This window comes from Nonomuraea sp. B208 (assembly GCF_057536035.1).
The window spans coordinates 219,518-241,246 of record NZ_BAAJOU010000003.1 but is presented as its reverse complement, the minus strand read 5'-3'; the positions used below and the strand labels follow the sequence as shown (position 1 = coordinate 241,246).

The following is a 21,729-nucleotide window of genomic DNA, read 5'->3' as shown; positions in this document are numbered from 1 at the left end:
CCCTCTGAGCGTCGTCGGACGGTCGCTCGCTCACGCGCCCTCCCCTCCGAGTGGCCGGTCCGGGCCGGCCAGCCAGGCGCGCAGCTCCGCGCCGTGCTCGTCGAGCTCGGGCGGCGGCAGCGGGTAGCGGGCCGGGGTGGCGGAGAAGCGGATGGGGTGGCGGGTGGTCGGCACCGCCCGCTCGCCCTCGCCCACCTCGACGACGGGGTCCAGCCCGAACCGCTCGGCCATGGCGAAGCCGCCGTCGATGGTCTGGATCGGCCCGCTCGGCACCCCGGCCTCGACCAGCAGCTCGAACCACTCGACCGCGCCCTTGGCGGCCAGCGCCGCCACCAGGATCGGCCGCAGCTCCTCGCGGCGGGCGGTGCGGTCGGCGTTGCGGGCGAAGCGCGGGTCGTCGGCGGTCTCCGGGATGCCGAGCACCTCGCACAGCTTGCGGAACTGGCCGTCGTTGGCGGCCGCGACGATGAGGTCGTCGTCGGCGGTCGGCAGCGGCTCGTACGGGAACACGCTCGGATGCGCGTTGCCCATCCGGTACGGCACGACGCCGCCCGCCACGTACGCGGAGCTGTGGTTGACCAGCCCCGTGAGCGCCGAGGACAGCAGGTTGACCTCGACGTGCTGCCCCTCCCCCGTGGCCTCGCGGTGCCGGAGCGCGGCGAGGATGCCGATCACCGCGTGGTTGCCCGCCATGACGTCGAAGACGGAGATCCCGGCCCGGTAGGGCGGCCCGTCGGGCTCGCCGGTCAGGCTCATCAGGCCGGACATGGCCTGCACCATGAGGTCGTAGCCGGGCACCCGGGCGCCGGGGCCTGAGCCGAAGCCGCTGATGGAGGCGTAGACGACGCGGGGGTTGGCGGCGCTCACGGCGGCGTGGTCGAGGCCGTACTTCGCCAGGCCGCCCGGCCGGAAGTTCTCGATGAGGACGTCGGCACGCCGGGCCAGCTCGCGGGCCGCCGCGGCGTCGTCCGGGTCGCGCAGGTCGAGCGCGATGGAGCGCTTGCCGCGGTTGACGCCCAGATAGTAGGTCGAGGTCTCGCCCCGCACCGGCGGCGTCCAGCTCCGGGTGTCGTCGCCCTGGGGTCCCTCGACCTTGACGACGTCGGCGCCCAGGTCGGCCAGCAGCATCGTGGCGTAGGGCCCGGCCAGGACGCGGGAGAAGTCGGCGACCAGCACGCCCTTGAGCGGTCCGCCCCCGTCGTCCACCATCAGTCTCCCTCCGTTGTGCGGACACTTGTCCGTAAGCGGGATTCTGGCACATCCGAGCCGACGCGGCATAGGCCTTGACAGCCGAACGGCCGCTCGTAGAGTTACGGCGAACAGCATGACCGTGTAGCGGACAACCGTTCGGAAGAGCTAGGAGCCCAGGATGAGCGAGCGGAACGAAGCCGGGGCCGGACGGCCCGTACTGCTGCGCGGCGGCACCGTGCTGCCCATGGAGGGCGTCCGCACGGTGCTGGAGGACACCGACGTCCTGGTGACCGGCGACCGGATCGCCGAGGTCGGCCCCGGCCTGAGCGCGCCGGACGACGCCCTGGTCATCGACGCCACCGGCGGCATCGTGCTGCCCGGCATGATCGACACCCACCGGCACATGTGGCAGACCGCGCTGCGCGGCTACGGCGCCGACTGGACGCTCACCCAGTACTTCGTCTGGTTCTACCTGGAGCACGGCAAGCTGTTCCGGCCGCAGGACGTGCACGCGGGCAACGTGCTGGCCGCGATCGAGGCGCTGGACGCCGGCGTCACCACCGTCGTCGACTGGTCGCACGGGCTGCGCACGGTGGAGCACGCCGACGCCGCCGTGGACGCGCTGCGGTCCGTGCCGGGCCGCTACGTGCTCGCCTACGGCAACATCCAGCAGCCGCCCGCCGAGTGGACCGCCGCGCCCGAGTTCCGCGACTTCGTCCGCCGCCGGATCACCGGCGACGACCTGCTGGGCTTCCAGCTCGCCTTCGACGTGCTGGGCGACCCGGCCTTCCCGGAGAAGGCCGCCTTCGAGGTGGCCCGCGAGCTCGGCGTCCCGGTCAGCACCCACGCCGGCGTGTGGGGCGCGACCAGCGACGACGGCATCAAGCTCATGCACGAGCACGGCTTCATGACCCCCGAGACGATCTACGTGCACGCCGCCTCGCTGTCGGCCGACTCCTACCACCGGATCGCGGCCACCGGCGGCTCGGTGTCGGTCTCGACGGAGAGCGAGCAGAGCGCGGGCCAGGGCTACCCGCCCACGTGGGCGCTGCGCGCGCACGGCATCCCGGTCTCGCTGTCCATGGACACCAGCGTGTGGTGGAGCGGCGACCTGTTCTCCGCCATGCGCGCCACGCTCGGCGCCGACCGCTCGCGCGAGCACCTGGAGGCGCACGCCAAGGGCGAGACCGTCACGCACGCGGGCCTGCGCGCCGACCAGGTCGTGGAGTGGGCCACCAGGGGCGGCGCCCGCGCGCTCGGCCGCGACGACCTCGGCGTGGTGGCCCCCGGCAAGAAGGCCGACCTCGTGCTCGTCAAGAACGACCGCTCGCCGGTGTCGTTCCCGGTGCTCAACCCGTTCGGGCACGTGGCGTTCCAGGCGCAGCGCGGCGACGTGCACACCGTCCTGGTGAACGGCCGGGTGGTCAAGCACGAGCACGAGCTGGTCGGCGTGGACCTCGCCGCCGCCCGCCGCCAGGTCGAGGACACCGTCGCCTACCTGCGGGCCGAGATGGGCGAGGAGGCGTGGCGGCAGGGCATGAACCCGGACATCCCGGAGACGAAGATCCTCGACAACCCGTACACGTACACGGACTACCGCAGCGACGCCACCCACCGGCTCTGACCGGAGCCCTCAATCGTCGGGGTGGTGCAGCGGCAGCAGCACGCGGAACGTCGTCCCCCCGCCCGGCGCGCCGCCGGCCTCGATCCGGCCGTGGTGGGCGCTCACCAGCGCGGCGGCGATGGCGAGGCCGAGGCCGGTGCCGCCGTGGTGCCGCGCGCGGCTGGGGTCGGCGCGGTAGAACCGGTCGAAGACGTACGGCAGGTGCTCGGGGTCGATGCCCGGCCCCTCGTCGCGCACCTCCACCAGCGCGGCCTCGACGTCCGGCGCGGGGCCGTCGCCCGAGCGCGCCACCCCCGGCGGCGGCGGCCCGGCCGCGCTCCACTGCTCGACCCGCGCCACCCCCGGCGGCGGCCCGGCCGCGCTCCACCTCTCGACCCCCGCCACGCCCGGCGGCGGCCCGGTCGCGGCCCGCCGCTCGACCCGCACCAGGACCGGCGTGCCGGCGGCGGTGTGGGTCATGGCGTTGCCGACCAGGTTCGCGATGACCTGGTGCAGCCGGTGCTCGTCGCCGAGCACGAACACCGGCTCGTCGGAGACGGCGAGCCGGATCGGCCGGTCGCGTTCGCGCGCCTGTGCCGCGTGCACCACGTCCCCGGCCAGCACGCGCAGGTCCACGGCGGCCGGCTCCAGTGCGGGCTCGCGGTCCAGGCGGGCCAGCAGCAGCATGTCCTCGACCAGCACGCCCATCCGCTCGGCCTCGCCCTCGATGCGGCGCAGCAGCCGCTCGACGGCCGGATCGCGCGGAGCCTGGCCGTGCTGGTAGAGCTCGGCGAAGCCGCGGATCGAGGTGAGCGGCGTGCGCAGCTCGTGGGAGGCGTCGGCGACGAAGCGGCGCAGCCGCCCTTCCGAAGTCTCGCGCTCGCGCAGGGCGCTGGCCAGGCGTTCGAGCATGGTGTTGAGCGCGCGGCCGAGCCGGCCGGTCTCGGTGCGCGGGTCGGTGTCGCCGACCCGGCGGTCGATCTCCCCGGCGGCGATGGCCTCGGCGGTCCGCTCCATCCTGGTCAGCGGGCGCAGCCCGAGCCGTACGACGGCCAGCGCGACCGCGCCGAGCAGGGCCAGCACCAGCACGCCCGCGACCAGCTCGATGACGAGGAACTGCCGCACCGTGGCCCGGTTCGGCTCCAGCGACATGGCCACCGTCACCCGGCCGCCGTCCGGCAGGGCCCTGACCAGCACCCGCCAGTCGCCGGTCCCGTCCCGGCCCGCGACGGTGACCGCGCCCGCCGGCGGCCGTTCGACCAGCCCGGCGGGGACGTCCGGCCGGTCGGCGACGCCGCCGGGCAGCTCGCGGAGCAGCAGCCCCGAGGGGGCGTAGAAGGCGATCCTGAACTGGGTGGGCAGCTCCACGTCGCCGGGGCGGGCGGACGGCGGCACGGGCGGCGGCATCGGCGGCGGGCGGAAGGCGAAGGACCGTACGGTCTCGGCGAGCTGCGCGTCCACCCGCGACAGCAGCGACCGGTCGAGCAGCAGCACCCCGGCCACCGCGAACACCGCCAGCCCGGCCGCGCACAACCCCAGCAGCGCGGCCAGCAGCCGGTGCCGCAGCGGCCAGGCGCCCCGCGCGCCCGCCGCTCTCACGAGGTCCCCTCCCCCGGCCCCTGGAGGCGGTAGCCGACGCCGCGCAGCGTGTGGATGAGCGGCGGGCCGTCCCGGTCGATCTTGCGGCGCAGGTAGCTGATGTAGGACTCGACGATGCGGCTGTCGCCGTCGAAGGAGTACTCCCACACCCGGTCGAGGATCTGCGCCTTGCTCACCACCCGCTCGGCGTTGATCATCAGGTAGCGGAGCAGGCTGAACTCGGTGGGCGAAAGATGGATCTGCCGCCCGGCCCGCCGCACGAGGTGGGCCTCCTCGTCGAGCTCCAGGTCGGCGTAGCGGAGCACGCCGTCGCCTGCCTGCTCCTCCGGCGGGCGGGCGCGGCGCAGGATGGCCCGGATGCGCAGCACCACCTCCTCCAGGCTGAACGGCTTGGTGACGTAGTCGTCGCCGCCCGCGGTCAGCCCGGCGATGCGGTCGGGGACGGCGTCCTTCGCGGTCAGGAACAGCACGAGCGGCCCGTCCGCCGCCGCGCGCAGCCGCCTGGCGACGGCGAAGCCGTCCAGGTCGGGCAGCATCACGTCGAGCACGAGCAGGTCGGGCCGCTCGCGCGCCACCGCCTCCAGCGCCTGCCGGCCGCAGGCGGCGGTCCTGACCGCGAAGCCGTTCAGCTCCAGCGCCTCGGACAGCAGGTCACGGATGTTCGGCTCGTCGTCGACGACCAGCACCTTCGCGGCGGGGGCGGCTCGGCTCATGCCCCAGTTGTACTCAGCTCACCTGAGACGATTCTGAGGGCGGCGCCGTCGTACGGCGGACGATCAGGGTCGGCGTGACGGAGAAGCGCACCGACGACGTACGGCCCCCGATGCGTTCGAGCAGCAGCCGCCCCGCGGTGCGGCCCATCATGACGCCGTCCTGGTCGACGGTGGTGAGCGCGATGTGCGCGAGCCCGGACGAGCGGGTGTTGTCGTAGCCGGCGAGCGAGACGTCGGCGGGGACGGCCAGGCCCGCCTCGTGCAGCGCGGCTAGGGCGCCGAAGGCCGCGAGGTCGGCGCCGGCGAAGACGGCGGTGGGCCGCGGGTCGCGGGCCAGTAGCTCCCGCACGCCCCGGTAGCCGCCGTCCTCGGTGTAGGAGGTGGTGGCGACGGCGATCTCGGCGGCCAGGCCGTGCTCGGTCATGACCCGCCGGTAGGTGCGCTCCCTGATGACGTGCAGCGTCGTGGCCGGCCGGCCGCGGCCCTCGTCCCGCTGGGCGATGTGCGCGACCCGGCGGTGGCCGAGCCGGATCAGGTGCTCGACGACGAGCTCGGCGCCCGCCTCGTCGTCGTCGTTGACCGAGTCGTAGACGGTCGAGCGCTCGTGCGGGCCGAGCACGACGGTGGGCGTGCCCGCGGCCACCTCCTCCAGGCGTGACTTGGAGCTGAGCGGCGCGACCATGAGCATGCCGTCCACCTGCCGGTCGACCAGGGCGTCCACGGCGCGGCGCTCGGAGGCGTCGTCCCGGCCGCCCTGGATGATGATCGCCTGGTAGTCGGTGCCGCCGAGCTGCTCCGTGAGCCCGTCGAGGATCTCGGCGAAGAACGGGTTGCTGATGTGCGGCAGCAGCACGCCGATGGTGAACGTGCGCCCGCGCATCGCCCGCGCCGCGTTGTGCGGCCGGTAGCCGAGCTCGTCGATGGCGGCCTGGACGCGAAGGCGGGTGGCGGGGCTGACGCCGTAGGCGTTGCGCAGCACCTTCGACACCGAGGTGGTGGAGACCTGGGCGTGGTCGGCGACGTCGGCGATCGTCACCCGGCGTCCGCGGCCACCGGTTTCTGCCATGCGAGCTCCTCCGCTCCGGTCATGGGGAACGTTACCCATTTCCTGGTCCTGATGTGCAGATCCACCGGCCTCTCGCAGGATCACGATTGGGGATCGTTCCCCAAAATCGCCCTTGACGGTGTCGGCGCATGACGCCTACGTTAACTCGCATCGGGGCTTGTTAAAACGATTCAACGGACCCGGAGGGGCATTGTGAAGACCTCTCACCGCACCCTGGGAGCGGCGCTGGCCGTTCTCACGATCGCGGCCCTGACCTCCTGCGGCTCGGGCTCGGGCTCGGACGCCGGATCGTCCGGCGGCGGCACGGTGACACTGAAGTTCCTCGTCGACAACAACCAGGCGACCGTGAGCACCGCCAAGGCGCTCACCGACGCCTTCATGCAGGCCAACCCCACGATCAAGATCGAGACGGAGACCCGCCCCGGAGGCAGCGAAGGCGACAACATCGTCAAGACCCGGCTCTCCACGGGCGACATGTCGGATGTGTTCTGGTACAACTCCGGCTCGCTCCTCCAGGCGCTCAACCCCGGCCAGACCCTGGTCGACCTGACCGGCGACCCGGCGCTCGCCAACGTGCAGAAGGACTTCCTGCCCGTCGTGAGCCAGGACGGCAAGGCGTACGGCGTGCCCGCCGGCACCGCCATGGGCGGCGGCATCCTCTACAACCGCAAGGTCTACGAGAAGCTCGGCCTGGAGGTGCCCAAGACCTGGGCCGACTTCATGGCCAACAACGACAAGATCAAGGCGGCCGGGATCGCGCCGGTGATCTCCACGTTCAAGGACACCTGGACCTCGCAGCTCTTCGTGCTCGGCGACTACTACAACGTGCAGGCCGCCGCGCCGGGCTTCGCCCAGGACTACACGGCCAACAAGGCCAAGTTCGCCACCACGCCGGCCGCCCGCGCGGGCTTCGACCACCTGGCCGAGGTGCACGCCAAGGGCCTCCTCCAGGAGGGCTTCGGCTCGGCCACCGCCGACCAGGGCATGAAGCTGCTGGTGGAGGGCAAGGGCGCGCACTACCCGATGCTGAGCGCGCAGGTCCCGCCGCTGGTGGCCACGACCCCGGCCGCCGCCACCGACATCGGCTTCTTCGGCATCCCCGGCGCCGACGCCGCCAAGAACGGCGCCACGCTCTGGGAGCCGGCCGGCCTCTACATCCCGAAGACCACCGAGAAGCTGGACGCGGCCAAGAAGTTCCTGGCCTACGTGGCCTCGCCGGCCGCCGCCGAGGCCATGAACAAGGCCGTCCAGCCGGCCGGGCCGTACCGGGTCGAGGGCGCCAAGCTGCCCGACGACGCCATCCAGGTGGCCAAGGACCTCCAGACGTACGTGGACGAGGGCCGCACCGCGCCCGCCCTGGAGTTCGTCTCGCCGGTGAAGGGCCCGTCACTGGAGCAGATCACCGTCGCCGTCGGCTCCGGGCTGACCCCGCCGGAGGAGGGCGCCGCCCAGTACGACAAGGACGTCGAGAAGCAGGCCAAGCAGTTGGGGCTCGCGGGGTGGTGACGGGACAGGCCGCCAGGCGCAGGTCGGCGTACCCGTACGCGCTGTACCTGCCGGCCGCCGTCGTGTTCCTGGTGATCTTCCTGGTGCCGACGGTGATGGCGTTCTACTTCGCGCTGACCCGCTGGACCCTGTTCGACAGCGAGTTCGTCGGCCTGGACAACTTCCGCGACTTCCTGGCCGAGCAGAACCTGCGCGTCGGCTTCCAGAACACCCTCGTCTACGCGGTGCTCACCAGCGGGCTGAAGGTGGTGCTCGGGCTGCTGCTCGGCGTGCTGCTCACCTCGAAGCTGCGGCTGCGCGGCTTCCTGCGCTCGGTGGTGTTCTTCCCGACGCTGGTGTCCACGGTCGCGGTCGGCATCACCTTCAGCATGCTGCTCAAGCCGCAGACCGGCCTGGTGAACCAGGCGCTGGCGCTGGTGGGGATCGACGGGCGCGACTGGCTCGGCGACGCGGGCACCGCGCTGCTGTCGGTGGCGCTGGTGGACGTGTGGAAGGGCGTGGGCCTGGCGACCGTCATCTACATCGCCGGCATCATGTCCATTCCGACCGAGTTCTACCAGGCCGTCGCCGTGGACGGCGGCAGCGCCTGGCACCGCTTCCGGCACATCACGTTGCCGCTGAGCTGGCCGGCGACCTACTCGGTGATCATCCTGTCGTTCATCGGCGGGCTGCGCTCGTTCGACCTGATCTGGACGATGACCCGCGGCGGCCCCGGCTTCACCAGCGACACCATCGCCTCGATCATCTACAAGCAGTACCAGGCCGGTTTCTTCGGCCTGTCCACGGCAGGGAACGTGCTGCTGTTCCTCATCGTCACGGCCATCGCCGTGCCACTCAACTACTACCTCGGCAAGAGGCAGGTGGCGATGTGAGAAAGGGCATCCGCTCCCTCGGCGTGGAGGCGGTCGTGCTGGTCGCGGCCACCGTGATCTTCCTGGTCCCCTTCGCGCTCATGCTGCTGACCGCGGTCAAGGACCAGACGCAGGCCGTCGACCTCGACTTCGCCTGGCCGACGAGCTGGCCGGTCGTCGAGAACTTCATGGCGGTCGTCGAGGCCCGCGACTACGTGCTGCTGCGCGCCTACGTCAACAGCACCATCATCACCGTCGCCTCGGTCACGCTGCTGGTGATCTTCGCGGCGATGGCCGCGTTCGTGCTGCAACGCAGGCCGGGCAAGGTCGCGAAGGCGGCCGACTTCCTGGTGCTGTCCGGGCTGATCATCCCGCCCGCGGTGGTGCCGACCATCTGGCTGCTGCAGGCGCTCGGGCTGTTCAAGACGCTGCCCGGGATGATCCTGGCCGAGGTGGCCTTCCACCTGTCGTTCGCCATGCTGCTGTTCCGGGCGTTCGTCGCGGCGATCCCGCGCGAGCTGGACGAGGCCGCCCAGATCGACGGCTGCAGCGGCTTCCGGCTGTTCTTCCGGGTGATCTTCCCGCTGCTGCGGCCGGTGACGATCACCGTGATCCTGGTCAGCTCGGTCAACATCTTCAACGACTTCGTCAACCCGCTCTACCTGCTGCCCGGCGACGACAACGCCACCGTGCAGGTCACCCTCTACAACTTCCAGAGCCAGTACAACACGCAGTGGAACCTGCTGTTCATGGACATCGTGCTGATCACGATCCCGCCGCTGCTGCTGTTCGTCTTCTTCAACCGCAAGATCGTCGCCGGCATGACGGCCGGCGCCATCAAGGGATGACATGACCTCTCTGCACGTTTCCGCACCATCCTTCGAACACCACCGTGACCCGCTCGGCGTCGGCGAGCCCGAGCCCCGCCTGTCCTGGACCGTCACCACGGACCTCCGGGACTGGGTCCAGGGAGCGTACGAGATCGAGCTCGGCGACGGCTTCACCACCGGCCGCGTCGAGTCCGCGGAGTCGGTGCTGGTGCCCTGGCCGGGGCCGGCGCTCGGCTCGCGGGAGCGGCGTGGCGCGCGGGTGCGCGTGCACGGCGCGGACGGCTCGGCCAGCGAGTGGAGCGACTGGTCGTACGTGGAGACCGGGCTGCTGGAGCCGGCCGACTGGCGGGCCTCGGCCGCCGCGCCGCCCCTGGAGCTCCTGGGCCCGCCCGACGGCCCCGCGCTGCTGCTGCGCCGCGAGTTCACCCTGCGGGGCCCGGTCGAGCGGGCCCGCCTGTACGTCACCGCGCACGGCCTGTACGAGGCCGAGCTGAACGGCCAGGTGATCGGCGACGACGTGCTCGCCCCCGGCTGGAGCAGCTACGGCCACCGCCTGCGCTACCGCACCCACGACGTCACCGCCCTGCTCCAGGAGGGCCCCAACGCCATCGGCGCCACCCTGGCCGACGGCTGGCACCGGGGCCGCGTCGGCTTCCGCGAGGGCAGGACCGGCCTCTACGGCGACCGCACCGCCCTCATCGCCCAACTGGAGATCACCTACGCGGACGGCGGCACCGAGACCGTGGTCACCGACGGCTCCTGGCGCTGCGCGCCCGGCCCGGTCACCGCCGCGAGCCTGTACGACGGCGAGCACCACGACGCCCGCCTGGAGCCGGCCGGGTGGTCGCGGCCCGGCTTCGACGACGCGGCCTGGCTGCCCGCCGACGCGCTCCCCCACGACGCCGCGCTGCTGGTGGCCCCCACGGGCCCGCCCGTGCGCCGCACCGAGACGCTGGCCCCGGCCGAGGTCCTGACCGGCCCGTCCGGCGAGACCATCCTCGACTTCGGGCAGAACATCGCCGGCCGGCTGCGCATCCGCGTCCAGGGCCCGGCCGGGCACACCGTCACCCTGCGCCACGCCGAGGTGCTGGAGGACGGCGCGCTCGCGCTGCGCCCGCTGCGCAACGCCGCCGCCCTCGACCGCTACACGCTGCGCGGCGACGCCGACGGCGAGGAGTGGGAGCCGCGTTTCACCACCCACGGCTTCCGCTACGTGCAGCTCGACGGCTGGCCCGGCGACCTGGACCCGGGTGACGTGGTGGCCGTCGTCTGCCACACCGACCTGCGGCCCATCGGCGACTTCGACAGCTCGGACCCGCTGCTCGACCGGCTGCACGCCAACGTGCGCTGGAGCATGCGCGGCAACTACGTCGACCTGCCCACCGACTGCCCGCAGCGGGACGAGCGGCTCGGCTGGACCGGTGACCTCCAGGTCTTCGCCCCGGCCGCCGCCTTCCTCTACGACTGCGCGGGGGCGTTGTCCTCCTGGCTCGCCGACCTCGCCGCCGAGCAGGCCGAGTACGGCACCGTGCCGCCGTACGTGCCGTGGGTGCCGCTGATGTTCCCGCCCGAGCCCACCGCCGCCTGGGGCGACGCGGCCGTGCTCGTGCCGTGGACGCTGTACGAGCGCACCGGCGACCTCGGCGTGCTGCGCACCCAGTACACGAGCATGACGGCCTGGGTGGACCAGGTGACCGGGCTGGCCGGCGAGGACCACCTGTGGGACGAGGGCTTCCAGTTCGGCGACTGGCTCGACCCGGCCGCGCCGCCGGACGACCCCGGACGGGCGCGCACGGACCACGCGCTGGTGGCGACCGCGTACCACGCCTGGTCGGCGCGGGTGGTCGCGGACACGGCCGCGCTGCTCGGCCACGACGGCGACGCCGCCCGCTACGGGAAGCTGGCCGAGGAGGTGCGGGCGGCCTTCCGCCGCGAGTTCGTCACCCCGTCGGGCCGGCTCGCCTGCGACACCCAGACCGCCTACGCCCTCGCCCTCTGCCTGGACCTGCTCGACGGGGCCGGGCAGCGGGAGCGGGCCGGGCGGCGGCTGGCCGAGCTGGTCGCCGCCGACGGGCACCGGATCGGCACCGGGTTCGTCGGGACGCCGCTGATCTGCGACGCGCTGGCCTCGGCGGGCGAGTACGCCGGCCTGTACGGGCTGCTCCTCCAGCGGGAGTGCCCGTCGTGGCTGTACCCGGTGACGATGGGGGCGACCACGATCTGGGAGCGGTGGGACAGCCTGCTGCCCGACGGCTCGGTCAACCCGGGCGAGATGACCTCCTTCAACCACTACGCGCTGGGGGCGGTCGCCGACTTCCTGCACCGCACCGTGGCCGGTCTCGCCCCTGGCGCGCCCGGCTACCGGGAGCTGCTGGTGCGGCCTCAGCCGGGCGGCGGGCTGTCGCGGGCGCGGGCCACGCTCGACACGCCGTACGGGCGGGCCGAGGCCGGCTGGTCCCGCGCGGACGGGCGCCTGGAACTGCGCGTGGTCGTCCCCCCGAACACGACCGCCACCGTCCACCTCCCCGAGGGCGGCGTGGAGGACGGCGGGGAGAGCGGCGTGGAGGGCGGGCCGATCGTCGTCGGCTCCGGCGAGCACGTCTTCTCCTGCGCCTTCCGCGACCCGGCCGACGACCCGGCCCCGCCCGCGCCTCCCGCACGCCTGCCGTAAAAACCCCGTCACTCTCCGCCCCGCCCATCATGGAAATCTCATGAAGGCCGCCTAGAGTGCGTGGCTGTGTTAACGCAAGAGGTGGCGGGCGGGGCGGCCGCACCGTCACGGCCCCGCCGGCGCTGGGCGCGGCGGCTGGCCGTGGCGGCGTCCGTGGTGTTCGCGGCGGGGACGGCCGTGCGGCTCGGCGGCCTGGAGACCGGGGCGCTGCTGGTGCCGCTGGTCTCGTTCACGCCGTACTTCGCGCTCGCCGCGCTGCTGACGCTGGGGCTCGCGGTGGCCCTGCGGAGCAGGGCGGCGATCGCCGTCATGCTGGCCGTGTGCGTCTGCCTGGCCTGGTGCGTCGTGCCGCGCGCCGTCGCGTCCGCCGCGCCGGCGGAGGGGCGGCCGCTCCGGCTGCTGACGGCCAACCTCAACGGCGGCCGCGCCGACGCGGAGACGATCGTCCGCCTGGTCCGCGACCATGACGTGGACGTCCTGAGCCTCCAGGAGCTCACCTTCGCCGAGCAGGAGCGGCTGCGGGCGGCCGGGCTGGAGAGCCTGCTGCCCTACCAGGTGGCCAGGCCGGCGACCTGGGGGCCGGTGGGCAGCGGCCTTTACGCCCGCTACCCGCTGCGCGAGCGCACCGGGCTGTTCCAGCCGGTCGGGCACCACATGCCGGTGGCCGAGGTGGCGCTGCCCGGCGGCCAGGCGGTCGAGGTGGTCGTCGTGCACCCGGTCGCGCCGGTGCCCTCGACCGTGCCCGAGTGGCACGCCGGGGTGGCCACACTGCCGCCCGCGCCCGCCACCGGGCCGCCGCGCATCCTGGCCGGCGACTTCAACGCGACGCTGGACCACGCCGTGTTCCGGAGCCTGCTGGACACCGGCTACACCGACGCCGCGGCGGCGACCGGCCAGGGGCTCGTGCCGACCTGGCCGATGCGCCGGTTCCCACCGCTCGTGGCCATCGACCACGTGCTCACCGACGGCCGCGCGGGGGCGGTCGCCGTACGGATCCACGATCTTCCCGGCTCCGACCACCGTGCGCTCTTCGCGGACCTGCGGGTGCGCGGATGAGCCGCCCGCCGGCGCCCGAGCAGATCCGGGATCCCCGCACGGGCTCTGCCGTGCGATGCTCACAACGACACATCATCAGAAACGGGTGGATCCAGGTGGCTTCGGACAGCGGGAAGACGATGTGGAGGCGGCCGGCAGGAGCGATCGCCGCGGTGGCGCTGGCGATGATCGTCGCCGCATGCGGCCCCGGCGACGGCGGCCAGGACTCGGGCGCCGGGCAGGCCACCTCGGGGACCACCGCCGAGACGGGCGCGCCCGCGCAGCCGTCCGCCGCGGCGAAGCCGCCCGCCGTGGACCCGGGCTGGCCGCGCTGGGGCTTCACCCACACCGGCACCAGCGCCAACAACATCAACCCGGGCTTCGAGCAGACCGTCGCCGGCTCGCTCTCGCAGACCCCCATGCTGCAGAACCAGCACATCATGGGCTTCGGCGCGCTCAACCCGCAGCCCCGCCGCCAGGAGTTCTTCTGGGAGGACCTGGACAGCCGCACGGGCTTCATGAAGGCGTCCGGCGGCACCCCGGTCATCACCCTCTGCTGCGCCCCCGACTGGATGAAGGGCGGCCCCGAGGGCCCGACCTCCGGGGAGGGCTGGGCCGAGCACCTGGAGGACGCCCCCTACCCGCAGCACTACGACGACTTCGCCCGGCTGGCCGCCACGGTCGCCGAGCGCTACCGCGACGTCGAGTACTTCATGGTCTGGAACGAGTTCAAGGGCTTCTGGAAGGACCACCGCAGGCCCGCCGACTACAAGGGCTACACGCAGCTGTACAACAAGGTGTACGACGCGGTGAAGGCGGTCCGCCCCGACGCCAAGGTCGGCGGCCCGTACCTCGGCTTCGACAGCAACAGGAGCGGCCGATCGGAGCTGCGCGGCGACTGGGGCGTGGTCAACCAGAACGTGCTCGACGCGTTCAACTACTGGAACGAGCACAAGAAGGGCGCCGACTTCATCGTGGTGGACGGCGCCTCCCCGACCGACGCCCACGAGCTGCTGCCCGACGAGTTCGGCGCACTGAGCAAGTTCAGCGCGATCACCACCTGGCTGCGCGAGAAGACCGGCGACATGCCGATCTGGTGGTCGGAGTGGTACTTCCAGCCCGAGAACGGCACCAAATGGCCGGAGGGCAAGCGCCTGGCCGTGCAGGCCGCCTCGATGATGGAGTTCGCGCGCAGCGGCGCCGCCACCGCGCTCTACTGGAACCCGCAGACCAAGGACACGGCCTGCAACGGCTGCCTGTGGGACCCGCGCACCGGCGCGCCGTCCGCCACGCAGCGGCTCATCGAGAACTTCGTGAAGTGGTTCCCCGCCGGGGCGAAGCTGGACGACGTCTCCTCCTCCGACCCGAAGGTCAGGGTGCTGGCCCAGCCGGAGCAACTGGTGCTGGTCAACACCACGGACGGGGCCGCCACGGCGGAGGTGGACGGCAAGGAGTACGAGCTGAAGCCGTACGAGGTCAGGTGGAGCTCCCGCTGACCCTCGGCGCTTCCGGCGGCGGCGCGACCGAGGCGCGGCGGATCAGGCGCGAGCGCAGCGTGTGCATCTCGCGGGCCGGCTCGGCCCCGCCGAGGATGTCGAGCAGCACCTCGGCGGCCTTGGCGCCGAGCTGGTGGACGGGCTGCGCGATCATGGTGAGCGGCGGCTCCATGACCGCGGCCCACGCGTTGTCGTCGAAGCCGACGAGCGAGACGTCGTCGGGGTAGGAGAGCCCGGCGGCGCGCAGGGCGCGCAGCGAGCCGGTCATGCCGTCGGTCTCGGTGCAGAAGACGGCGGTGATCCGGTCGGGCAGCGCGAGCATGCGGCCGACCTCGCGCACCACCCGCTCCTCCGTCTTCGGCCCGGCCATGACCAGCTCGGGGTCGAAGGGGATGTGCGCGTCGTCGAGCGCGTCGAGGTAGCCGCGCAGCCGCTCGCCGTCGGTCCACAGGTTGCGGGAGGCCGCCGCCAGCAGCTCGCGCCGGGTCGCGGGCGGCGCGGCCACCGGCGGCCCCCACACGAACCCGATGCGCCGGTGCCCCGCCGCGATCAGCATCTCGACGGCCTCGCGGGCGGCGTCGCGGTTGTCGATGACGACGGCGTCGAGGTCGAGCGCCGTCACCGCGCGGTCGACCAGGACGACCGGGATGCCGCGGTCGAGCGCGGCCTTGAGGTGGGCGACCTGGCCGCGCTGGAGCGCGGCCGAGGCCACGATGAAGCCGTCCACGCGCTTGTCGATGAGCACGTTGGCGGCCGCCACCTCCTCCTGGAGGTTCTCGTACGTGCTGAGCACGATCACGTCGAACCCGCGGGCCCGCGAGGTGTCGGAGACACCCCGCAGCAGCCCGGCGAAGAACGGGTTGCCGATGTCGGCGACGATCACCCCGAGCGTGTGGCTCACGCCGGTGGACATGCTGCGGGCCAGGGCGTTGGCGCGGTAGCCGAGCTTCTCGGCCGCGGCCAGCACCCGGGCCCGCAGCTCGGGGCTGACGTAGCCGTAGCCGCCGAGCGTGCGGGCCGCCGTGGCGCGGCCCACCCCGGCCTCGGCCGCCACCTCGGAGATCGTCGGCCCCGCCTGGCCCCGCTCAGTCGCCATGGTTGTCGTCCCTCGTTCCTGATCAGCCCGTCACATGCTAGCCACGGGGCTCGGCCGGCCGTGGCCGAAGGCGCCTTCGACGAAGCACTGGTCGTAGGCGGCCAGCGCGCCGTCCTCCAGCGCCCGCTCGATCAGGCCGGGCGTGGGCCGCGCGTCCCTGGTCCAGCCGCCGCGCAGCAGCGACACCGCGAACCCGGCGAGGAAGGCGTCGCCGCATCCCATCGTGTCCACGAGGGCGCCGTCGTCCACCAGCCGGGCCGGGCCGGAGACGGTCACCCGCCCGTCGGCGGCCGTCGCGCCGTCCACCCCGCGGGTGCCGAGCGCGAGCCCGGCCCCCCTGCGCACCACCTCGGCCAGCAGCTCCTCCGTCGCCGCCGGGCTGAGGTGGGAGCAGGACAGCAGCACGAGGTCGGCGTGGGGGCAGACCCGGTCGAGGTAGGCGGGGTCGCGGTATTCCTCCTCGCTGGACAGGTCGAAGCTGACCAGCGGGCCGCCGAGCGCGGCCAGCTTGGGCAGCTCGGGCTCGCTGCGGCTGTAGACGCTCGAATGCACGAGGTCGAAGCCGGCGACGTAGCCGAGCAGGGCGTCGTCGAGCGCGAGAGGCTCGCGCACGGTGACGCCGCCGCCGTTCCAGCCGAGGAAGATCCGCTCCCCGTCGTCCACCCGCAGGTGGGACACGCCGCTCTCGCCCCGCCGGACGACGCAGCGGCCGGCGTCCACCCCCTCGGCGGCGATGGCGCCGCCGAGGAAGGTCCCGAGGTCGTCGTCGCCGAAGACGCCCAGGTAGGCGGAGTCGGCGCCGAGACGCCGGGCGTACACGGCGACGTTGACGCTGTTGCCGCCCGGGTAGTCGACCCCCCGGTCGACGAATCGGTCGACGATGTTGTCGCCGAAGCCCAGCACTCTCATGGTCGCCTCAGTAGTCCATGACGCGGTAGTAGCGGCGCAGGTCGAGGGAGTGGTCGCGGACGCGCTCCAGGTGCTTGCTGACCCGGCTCATGACGGTGTCGAGCACGAGCGGCGCGAGCAGGCCGCGGAACTCGGGGCTGATGCCGGTCAGCGGGTAGTCGCGGGTGTCGAAGACCGTGACGTCCTTGGAGACGCGGCGGGCGAACGCCTCGGCGCGGTCGGTGAGCGGCCTGGTCTCGTCCTCGCCCTGGAAGATGATCACGCTGGTGTCCTCTTCCAGCAGCTCCAGCGAGCCGTGGAAGAACTCGGCGCTGTGCACGCGGGTGGTGCGCAGCCACTGCATCTCCTCGAGGATGCACATCGAGTAGAGGTACGTGAAGCCCCACAGGTTCCCGCCGCCGATGAGGAAGTGGTAGTCGGCGTCCTTGTGGTCCTCGGCGAAGGCGGAGGCCACGGGCTCGGCCTGCCGGGCGACCTCGACGAGGATCTCGGGGATGCCGGCCAGCTCCGTGGCGAAGCGCTCGTAGCCGTCGAACTCGCCCCGGCGGGCCAGCAGGCGGGTCATGAAGAGCAGCAGCTGGAAGTCGAACGGCCAGGTCTTCGGCTGCGAGACCAGGGCGATGTCCGCCTTCGTCGCCACCGGCGAGTCGGGGTGGCCGGTGAAGGAGATCGTGTACGCCCCCTTGGACCGGCAGTAGTCGATGGCCCGGACGCTGTCGTCGGTGGTGCCGGAGACCGAGGTGAACACGGCGACCGTGCGCTCGCCGAGCCGCGCGTCGCCGGAGACGATCAGCTCGGCGGCGATGACGGCCCGCACGTCGAGCGTGGAGGAGCGGCGGGCCAGGTGCTCGTAGGGCCACATCTGCGCGTACGTGCCGCCCGCGCCGACGAGGAGCAGGGTGTCGAAGCCCTGGTCCACGAGCCGGTCCACCAGCTCCTCGATCTGGGGCCGGAGGGCCACGGCGCTCGCCGTCTGGGCGAGGAATTCCGGCTCGTTGAATCCGAGCATGAGGGTGTCCTTTCGCGACTCTGATACCGGTATCAGGCGGGGCCACGTTGGCACAGCGTTCCGCGCCGCGTCAACCCGTGAGTCGAGTTAGGCCGGTTTTACCTGGGGCTTTGCTGGGAGGAAAAGGTCACGGCGGAGCAACGAAGAAAAGATCTTCGCCACTGGGTCTGGTACCGGTATCAGAGCGCCTGTAAGGTCGGCCAACACCAAGGCGGGAGAAAGGAAGCCCATGCGCCCTCGCGCACTCTCGACGTTCGCGGCACTCCTCGGGACCACACTCGCGCTGGCCGCCTGCTCCGGCGGGCAGCCGGAGGCGGCACCCGCGGCCGACGCCGCCGCCACGCCGGAGTTCTCCGGCACCCTGAGCGTTCTCACGAAGTTCGCCGGCGACCCGACCGGCCCCTATTTCGAGAACCTCGCGGCCGAGTACAACAAGCGGCACCCGCAGGTGAAGATCGAGCTCATCCAGGAGACCGACCAGAGCGTCAAGGACAAGCTCAAGACGCTCACCGCCTCCGACGCGCTGCCGGACATCTACTTCACCTGGACCGGCAACTGGGCCGACAACTACATCCGCGGCGGCCGCGCGGCCGACCTCACCGGCGTGATCGGCCCGAGCACCGAGTGGGGCAAGACCTTCAGCCCCGGCTCGCTGGACGCCTTCGCCCGCGACGGCAAGTACTACGGCATCCCGCTGTACGGCAACGGCAAGTTCATGGGCTACAGCAAGGCCGCCTTCGCCAAGGCCGGCGTCGAGGTGCCCAAGACGTTCGAGGAGCTCATCGCCGCCTGCGGGCCGCTGCGCAAGGCCGGCTACGAGCCCGTCGCCTTCGGCAACAAGGACGGCTGGCCCGCGCTCCACTACCTCCAGCAGCTCTTCGCCTACAACGTGCCCCAGGCCACGCTGGAGGCCGACTTCGCGCCCGAGACCGCCAAGCTCGCCGACCCCGGCTACGTCACCGCGCTCAACCAGTTCAAGACGCTGGTCGAGGAGTGCACCGACACCAAGAGCGGCACCAACGGCGTGCTCTACACCTCGGCGCAGGAGGCGTTCGCGGGCGGCAAGGCCGCCATGTACTACCAGGAGATCCTGGAGTTCGACAACGCCACCTCGGGCAAGGTCAAGCCGGACGACTTCGGCATCTTCCAGCTCCCCGTCCCGGCGAACGCGGCCGGCGACCCCGGCGTGCTCGAAGGCTCGCCGGAGGGCTACCTCATCAACGCCAAGTCGCCCCGGGTGGCGCTCGCGGTCGACTTCATGAAGTTCGTGACCGAACTGGAGAACGCCAAGACGCTGTCGGCGCCGCCGTACGGGCAGCCGAGCACGGTCGTCGGCGCGGTCACGCCCGAGACCTCCAGCAAGGCCGTCTACGAGGGCATCCAGCTCGTCAACAAGGCGCCCAAGCTGGCCATCTGGCTCGACACCGTCACCGTGCCCGAGGTCGCCGACGCCTGGCTGGCCGGCGGCGAGGCCATGGTCAGCGGCGGCATGACGGCCGACAAGGTGCTCGAAAGCGTGCGCCAGGCCTCCGAGTCCGCCAAGTAGGAGCCTCAGTTGCGCGCCAACCTGTTGCAAAGGACGCTCGGGCTCGCGTGGGTCGTCCCCGCCCTCGTGCTGGTCGGAGTGTTCGTCTACCTGCCGCTCGTGCAGAACCTCCAGTTCAGCACCCTCAAGTGGGACATCTACAGCGGAAGCCAGGAGTACGTCGGCCTGGACAACTACGTCCGGCTCGTCGACGACCCGGTCTTCTGGTCCTCGCTCGGCAACAACGTCCTGTACGCGGTGATCTCCATCGTGTTCCAGGTGTTCGGCGCGCTGCTGCTGGCGGCGCTCGTCGAGAGCGTGCGCAGCCAGCGCTGGCAGCGGGCGCTGCGGGCGGTCTACTTCGTGCCGTCCGCGATCTCGATGACCGTCGCGGGCCTGCTGTTCTACTTCATCTACGAGCCGAACCTGGGCCCGCTCAACCACGCGCTCAAGGCCGTCGGCCTGCCCGAGCTGGCCCAGGCGTGGCTGGGCCAGGAGAGCACCGCGATGGCGGCGATCATCGCGATGAGCCAGTGGCAGGGCTTCGGCTACTCGACGCTGCTGTTCGCGGTCGCGATCCAGCGCATCCCGTCGCAGATCTACGGCGCCGCCGCCATCGACGGCGTCGGCCCCATCGGCCGCTTCGTGCACGTCACGCTGCCGCTGGTGCGTGAGATGACCGGGATCATGACCATCCTCACCGTCTCGGGCGCGTTCCAGGTGTTCAACGAGGTGATGGTGATGACGGCCGGCGGGCCCAACAACTCCACGCAGGTGCTGGGCACGTGGCTGTACCGCAGCGGCTTCGTCCGCAACAACTTCGGCTACGCCGCCGCGATCGCGACCGTGCTGTTCGTGATCACGCTCGGCATCGCGATCGCCCAGCTCAGGGCCTCGCGCAGGGGAAGGGTGGAGTGGTGACGCGGCTGAGCTTCCTCGGCGCGGTCGCCCGCGTGTTCGTGTGGGCGTTCCTGCTGGCCCTCGCGGTGGTGGTGCTCTACCCGCTGCTGTGGATGACGCTCAACGGGTTCAAGACGAACGCCGAGCTGTTCGGCGACCCGTTCGCGCTGCCGCTGGACTGGAGCTTCGACAACTACGCCAAGGCGTGGAACCGGGGCGTCAGCGGCTACCTCAGCACCAGCGTGCTGGTCACGGTCACCTCGACCGTCGTGACCGTGCTCGTCAGCGCGTGGGCGGCGTACGGGCTGACCCGGGTCGACCTGCCGTTCGGGAAGGGGCTGACCGGGATCATCCTGGGCGGGCTCATGCTCGCGCCGACCGTGGCGCTGGTGCCGCTGGTCAAGATGTTCCAGGCGATGGGGCTGTACAACACCTTCTGGGCGTTGCTCATCCTCTACACCGCCTTCCGGGTGCCGTTCACGACGTTCCTCATCAGGGCGTACATGATCGACCTGCCGCGCGAGGTGGACGAGGCCGCGTCGATGGACGGCGCGGGCCGCTGGACCTGCTTCTGGCGGATCACGCTGCCCATGTGCAAGCCGATCCTCGTCTCGACGGTGCTGCTGCACATCCTGTTCACCTGGAACGAGTACCTGTTCGCGATGGTCTTCACCAGCGGGACCGGCGTGCAGACGCTGCCGGTCGGGCTGACCAGCCTGATGAGCAAGCACGGCACCGAGTACCCGGTGGTGTTCGCCGGGATGGTGATCGCGGCGCTGCCGGTCGTGCTGCTGTTCCTGTTCGGGCAGCGCTACATCGTCAAGGGTCTCGCCGACGGCGTCGGCAAGTAAGGCCGGCAAGTAAGGGAGTCTGTCCTCATGGCACTGTCGCTCGCCCGGTTCACCGGCTCGAACTTCTCCTACCAGCACCTGCCCTTCGAGCGCTTCCTCGACGACGCCGCCGCGCTCGGCCGCGAGAGCCTGGAGCTGTGGGGCATCGCGCCGCAGCTCCACGTGCCGCGGATGAGCGACGCCGAGGCGCGGGCGGTGCGCCGCGCGGCCGAATCCCGTGGGATGGCCGTCCGCTGCCTCACGCCCGAGCAGGTGATGTACCCGGTCAACGTGGCCTCGCCGGAGGCGTGGCTGCGGCAGGAGAGCATCGCGATGTTCCGCCGCGCCGCCGAGCTGGCCGCCGAGCTCGGCGCGGAGCTGCTGCTGCTCACGCCGGGGCGTGGCTTCGAGGACGAGCCGGTGGCGGACGCCTGGCGGCGCTCGGCCGACGCGATCGGCGAGATCGCCGCCCACGCCGCGACACTCGGCGTCACCTGCGTGCTGGAGGCGCTGCAACGGGTGGAGTCGAACCTGGTGAACGACGCCGCCGGGCTGGCCAGGATGATCGGCGAGGTCGGCGCGCCCAATTTGGGTGCGGTGCTCGACACCGTCGCCATGGCCGCCGCCGGCGACACCGTGGACGGCTACTTCGACGCGCTCGGCGACCGGGTCAGGCACGTGCACCTCATCGACGGGCGGCCCACCGGCCACCTGGCGTGGGGCGAAGGGGAGCTGCCGCTGGCGGACTACCTGGAGGCGCTGGACCGGCGCGGGTACGCGGGGCATCTGACGTTCGAGCTGTTCGGGCCGGGCACGTACGCCTTCGACCCCCGCCCGGCCGTGGAGCGGTGCCTCGCGGCCGTCCGCGCGCACCTGCCTGACGAGGCCGCGTAACGGCG

18 protein-coding genes are annotated in these 21,729 nt (G+C 72.2%); 11 read left to right on the top strand and 7 right to left on the bottom strand.

The window, feature by feature from the left end:
* Nucleotides 1-30 precede the first annotated feature (30 nt).
* On the bottom strand, nucleotides 31-1,209 hold the full coding sequence (locus tag AC27IY_RS02405) for a CaiB/BaiF CoA transferase family protein (protein WP_371249247.1): 1,179 nt from the start codon (nucleotides 1,207-1,209) through the stop codon (nucleotides 31-33).
* A gap of 160 nt (nucleotides 1,210-1,369) precedes the next feature.
* Between AC27IY_RS02405 and AC27IY_RS02400 the strand changes: the two genes are divergently transcribed.
* Nucleotides 1,370-2,815 carry an amidohydrolase family protein gene (locus tag AC27IY_RS02400; RefSeq protein ID WP_371249248.1) on the top strand — a complete coding sequence of 482 codons (1,446 nt, stop codon included), beginning with the start codon at nucleotides 1,370-1,372 and terminating at the stop codon, nucleotides 2,813-2,815.
* Nucleotides 2,816-2,824: 9 nt separating this feature from the next.
* Here the strand turns inward: AC27IY_RS02400 and AC27IY_RS02395 are convergent, their stop codons facing one another.
* From AC27IY_RS02395 to AC27IY_RS02385, 3 genes are read right to left on the bottom strand one after another with little or no spacing between them, the layout of a single operon-like run.
* Entirely contained in the window at nucleotides 2,825-4,393 is a 1,569-nt protein-coding gene (locus AC27IY_RS02395) for a sensor histidine kinase (protein ID WP_487176979.1), read from the bottom strand.
* Entirely contained in the window at nucleotides 4,390-5,106 is a 717-nt protein-coding gene (locus AC27IY_RS02390; RefSeq protein ID WP_423444984.1) for a response regulator transcription factor, read from the bottom strand. Before AC27IY_RS02390 ends, AC27IY_RS02395 begins: the two co-directional genes overlap by 4 nt.
* A 13-nt stretch (nucleotides 5,107-5,119) precedes the next feature.
* On the bottom strand, nucleotides 5,120-6,172 hold the full coding sequence (locus AC27IY_RS02385; RefSeq protein ID WP_423472992.1) for a LacI family DNA-binding transcriptional regulator: 1,053 nt from the start codon (nucleotides 6,170-6,172) through the stop codon (nucleotides 5,120-5,122).
* Between the two features lie 192 nt (nucleotides 6,173-6,364).
* On the opposite strand from AC27IY_RS02385, the gene AC27IY_RS02380 reads away from it, so the two are divergent.
* From AC27IY_RS02380 to AC27IY_RS02355, 6 genes are all read left to right on the top strand, one after another.
* The gene (locus tag AC27IY_RS02380) at nucleotides 6,365-7,678 is read left to right on the top strand and encodes an ABC transporter substrate-binding protein (RefSeq protein ID WP_487176978.1); all 1,314 of its coding nucleotides are present in this window, start codon (nucleotides 6,365-6,367) and stop codon (nucleotides 7,676-7,678) included.
* Nucleotides 7,672-8,550 carry a carbohydrate ABC transporter permease gene (locus AC27IY_RS02375; RefSeq protein ID WP_344204496.1) on the top strand — a complete coding sequence of 293 codons (879 nt, stop codon included), beginning with the start codon at nucleotides 7,672-7,674 and terminating at the stop codon, nucleotides 8,548-8,550. Before AC27IY_RS02380 ends, AC27IY_RS02375 begins: the two co-directional genes overlap by 7 nt.
* A complete protein-coding gene (locus tag AC27IY_RS02370) occupies nucleotides 8,547-9,377 on the top strand; it encodes a carbohydrate ABC transporter permease (protein WP_487176977.1) in 831 nt (276 codons plus the stop codon). Before AC27IY_RS02375 ends, AC27IY_RS02370 begins: the two co-directional genes overlap by 4 nt.
* A 1-nt stretch (nucleotide 9,378) precedes the next feature.
* The gene (locus AC27IY_RS02365) at nucleotides 9,379-12,030 is read left to right on the top strand and encodes a glycoside hydrolase family 78 protein (protein WP_487176976.1); all 2,652 of its coding nucleotides are present in this window, start codon (nucleotides 9,379-9,381) and stop codon (nucleotides 12,028-12,030) included.
* A gap of 66 nt (nucleotides 12,031-12,096) precedes the next feature.
* Complete coding sequence (locus AC27IY_RS02360) at nucleotides 12,097-13,086, top strand: endonuclease/exonuclease/phosphatase family protein (RefSeq protein ID WP_487176975.1); 990 nt, start codon at nucleotides 12,097-12,099, stop codon at nucleotides 13,084-13,086.
* Nucleotides 13,087-13,181: 95 nt separating this feature from the next.
* Entirely contained in the window at nucleotides 13,182-14,561 is a 1,380-nt protein-coding gene (locus tag AC27IY_RS02355; RefSeq protein ID WP_487176974.1) for a xylan 1,4-beta-xylosidase, read from the top strand.
* Here the strand turns inward: AC27IY_RS02355 and AC27IY_RS02350 are convergent.
* From AC27IY_RS02350 to AC27IY_RS02340, 3 genes are read right to left on the bottom strand one after another with little or no spacing between them, the layout of a single operon-like run.
* Nucleotides 14,542-15,657: a LacI family DNA-binding transcriptional regulator gene (locus AC27IY_RS02350; protein WP_487176973.1), complete on the bottom strand. Its 1,116-nt coding sequence runs from the start codon at nucleotides 15,655-15,657 to the stop codon at nucleotides 14,542-14,544. The genes AC27IY_RS02355 and AC27IY_RS02350 overlap by 20 nt on opposite strands.
* Nucleotides 15,658-15,687: 30 nt before the next feature.
* Entirely contained in the window at nucleotides 15,688-16,566 is an 879-nt protein-coding gene (locus AC27IY_RS02345) for a PfkB family carbohydrate kinase (RefSeq protein ID WP_423444991.1), read from the bottom strand.
* Between the two features lie 7 nt (nucleotides 16,567-16,573).
* Nucleotides 16,574-17,575 carry an SIS domain-containing protein gene (locus AC27IY_RS02340; RefSeq protein ID WP_423444992.1) on the bottom strand — a complete coding sequence of 334 codons (1,002 nt, stop codon included), beginning with the start codon at nucleotides 17,573-17,575 and terminating at the stop codon, nucleotides 16,574-16,576.
* Nucleotides 17,576-17,804: 229 nt separating this feature from the next.
* Here AC27IY_RS02340 and AC27IY_RS02335 point away from each other — a divergent pair, with 229 nt between their 5' ends.
* Genes AC27IY_RS02335 through AC27IY_RS02320 form a run of 4 tightly spaced genes read left to right on the top strand, consistent with a single transcriptional unit; the run spans nucleotide 17,805 to nucleotide 21,724 of the window.
* The gene (locus tag AC27IY_RS02335; protein ID WP_344204516.1) at nucleotides 17,805-19,121 is read left to right on the top strand and encodes an ABC transporter substrate-binding protein; all 1,317 of its coding nucleotides are present in this window, start codon (nucleotides 17,805-17,807) and stop codon (nucleotides 19,119-19,121) included.
* A gap of 9 nt (nucleotides 19,122-19,130) precedes the next feature.
* The gene (locus AC27IY_RS02330) at nucleotides 19,131-20,021 is read left to right on the top strand and encodes a carbohydrate ABC transporter permease (RefSeq protein ID WP_449943764.1); all 891 of its coding nucleotides are present in this window, start codon (nucleotides 19,131-19,133) and stop codon (nucleotides 20,019-20,021) included.
* Nucleotides 20,018-20,851, top strand: coding sequence for a carbohydrate ABC transporter permease (locus AC27IY_RS02325; protein WP_344204520.1), 834 nt, complete (start codon nucleotides 20,018-20,020; stop codon nucleotides 20,849-20,851). Before AC27IY_RS02330 ends, AC27IY_RS02325 begins: the two co-directional genes overlap by 4 nt.
* Nucleotides 20,852-20,878: 27 nt before the next feature.
* Complete coding sequence (locus AC27IY_RS02320) at nucleotides 20,879-21,724, top strand: sugar phosphate isomerase/epimerase family protein (protein ID WP_364458835.1); 846 nt, start codon at nucleotides 20,879-20,881, stop codon at nucleotides 21,722-21,724.
* Nucleotides 21,725-21,729 lie beyond the last annotated feature (5 nt).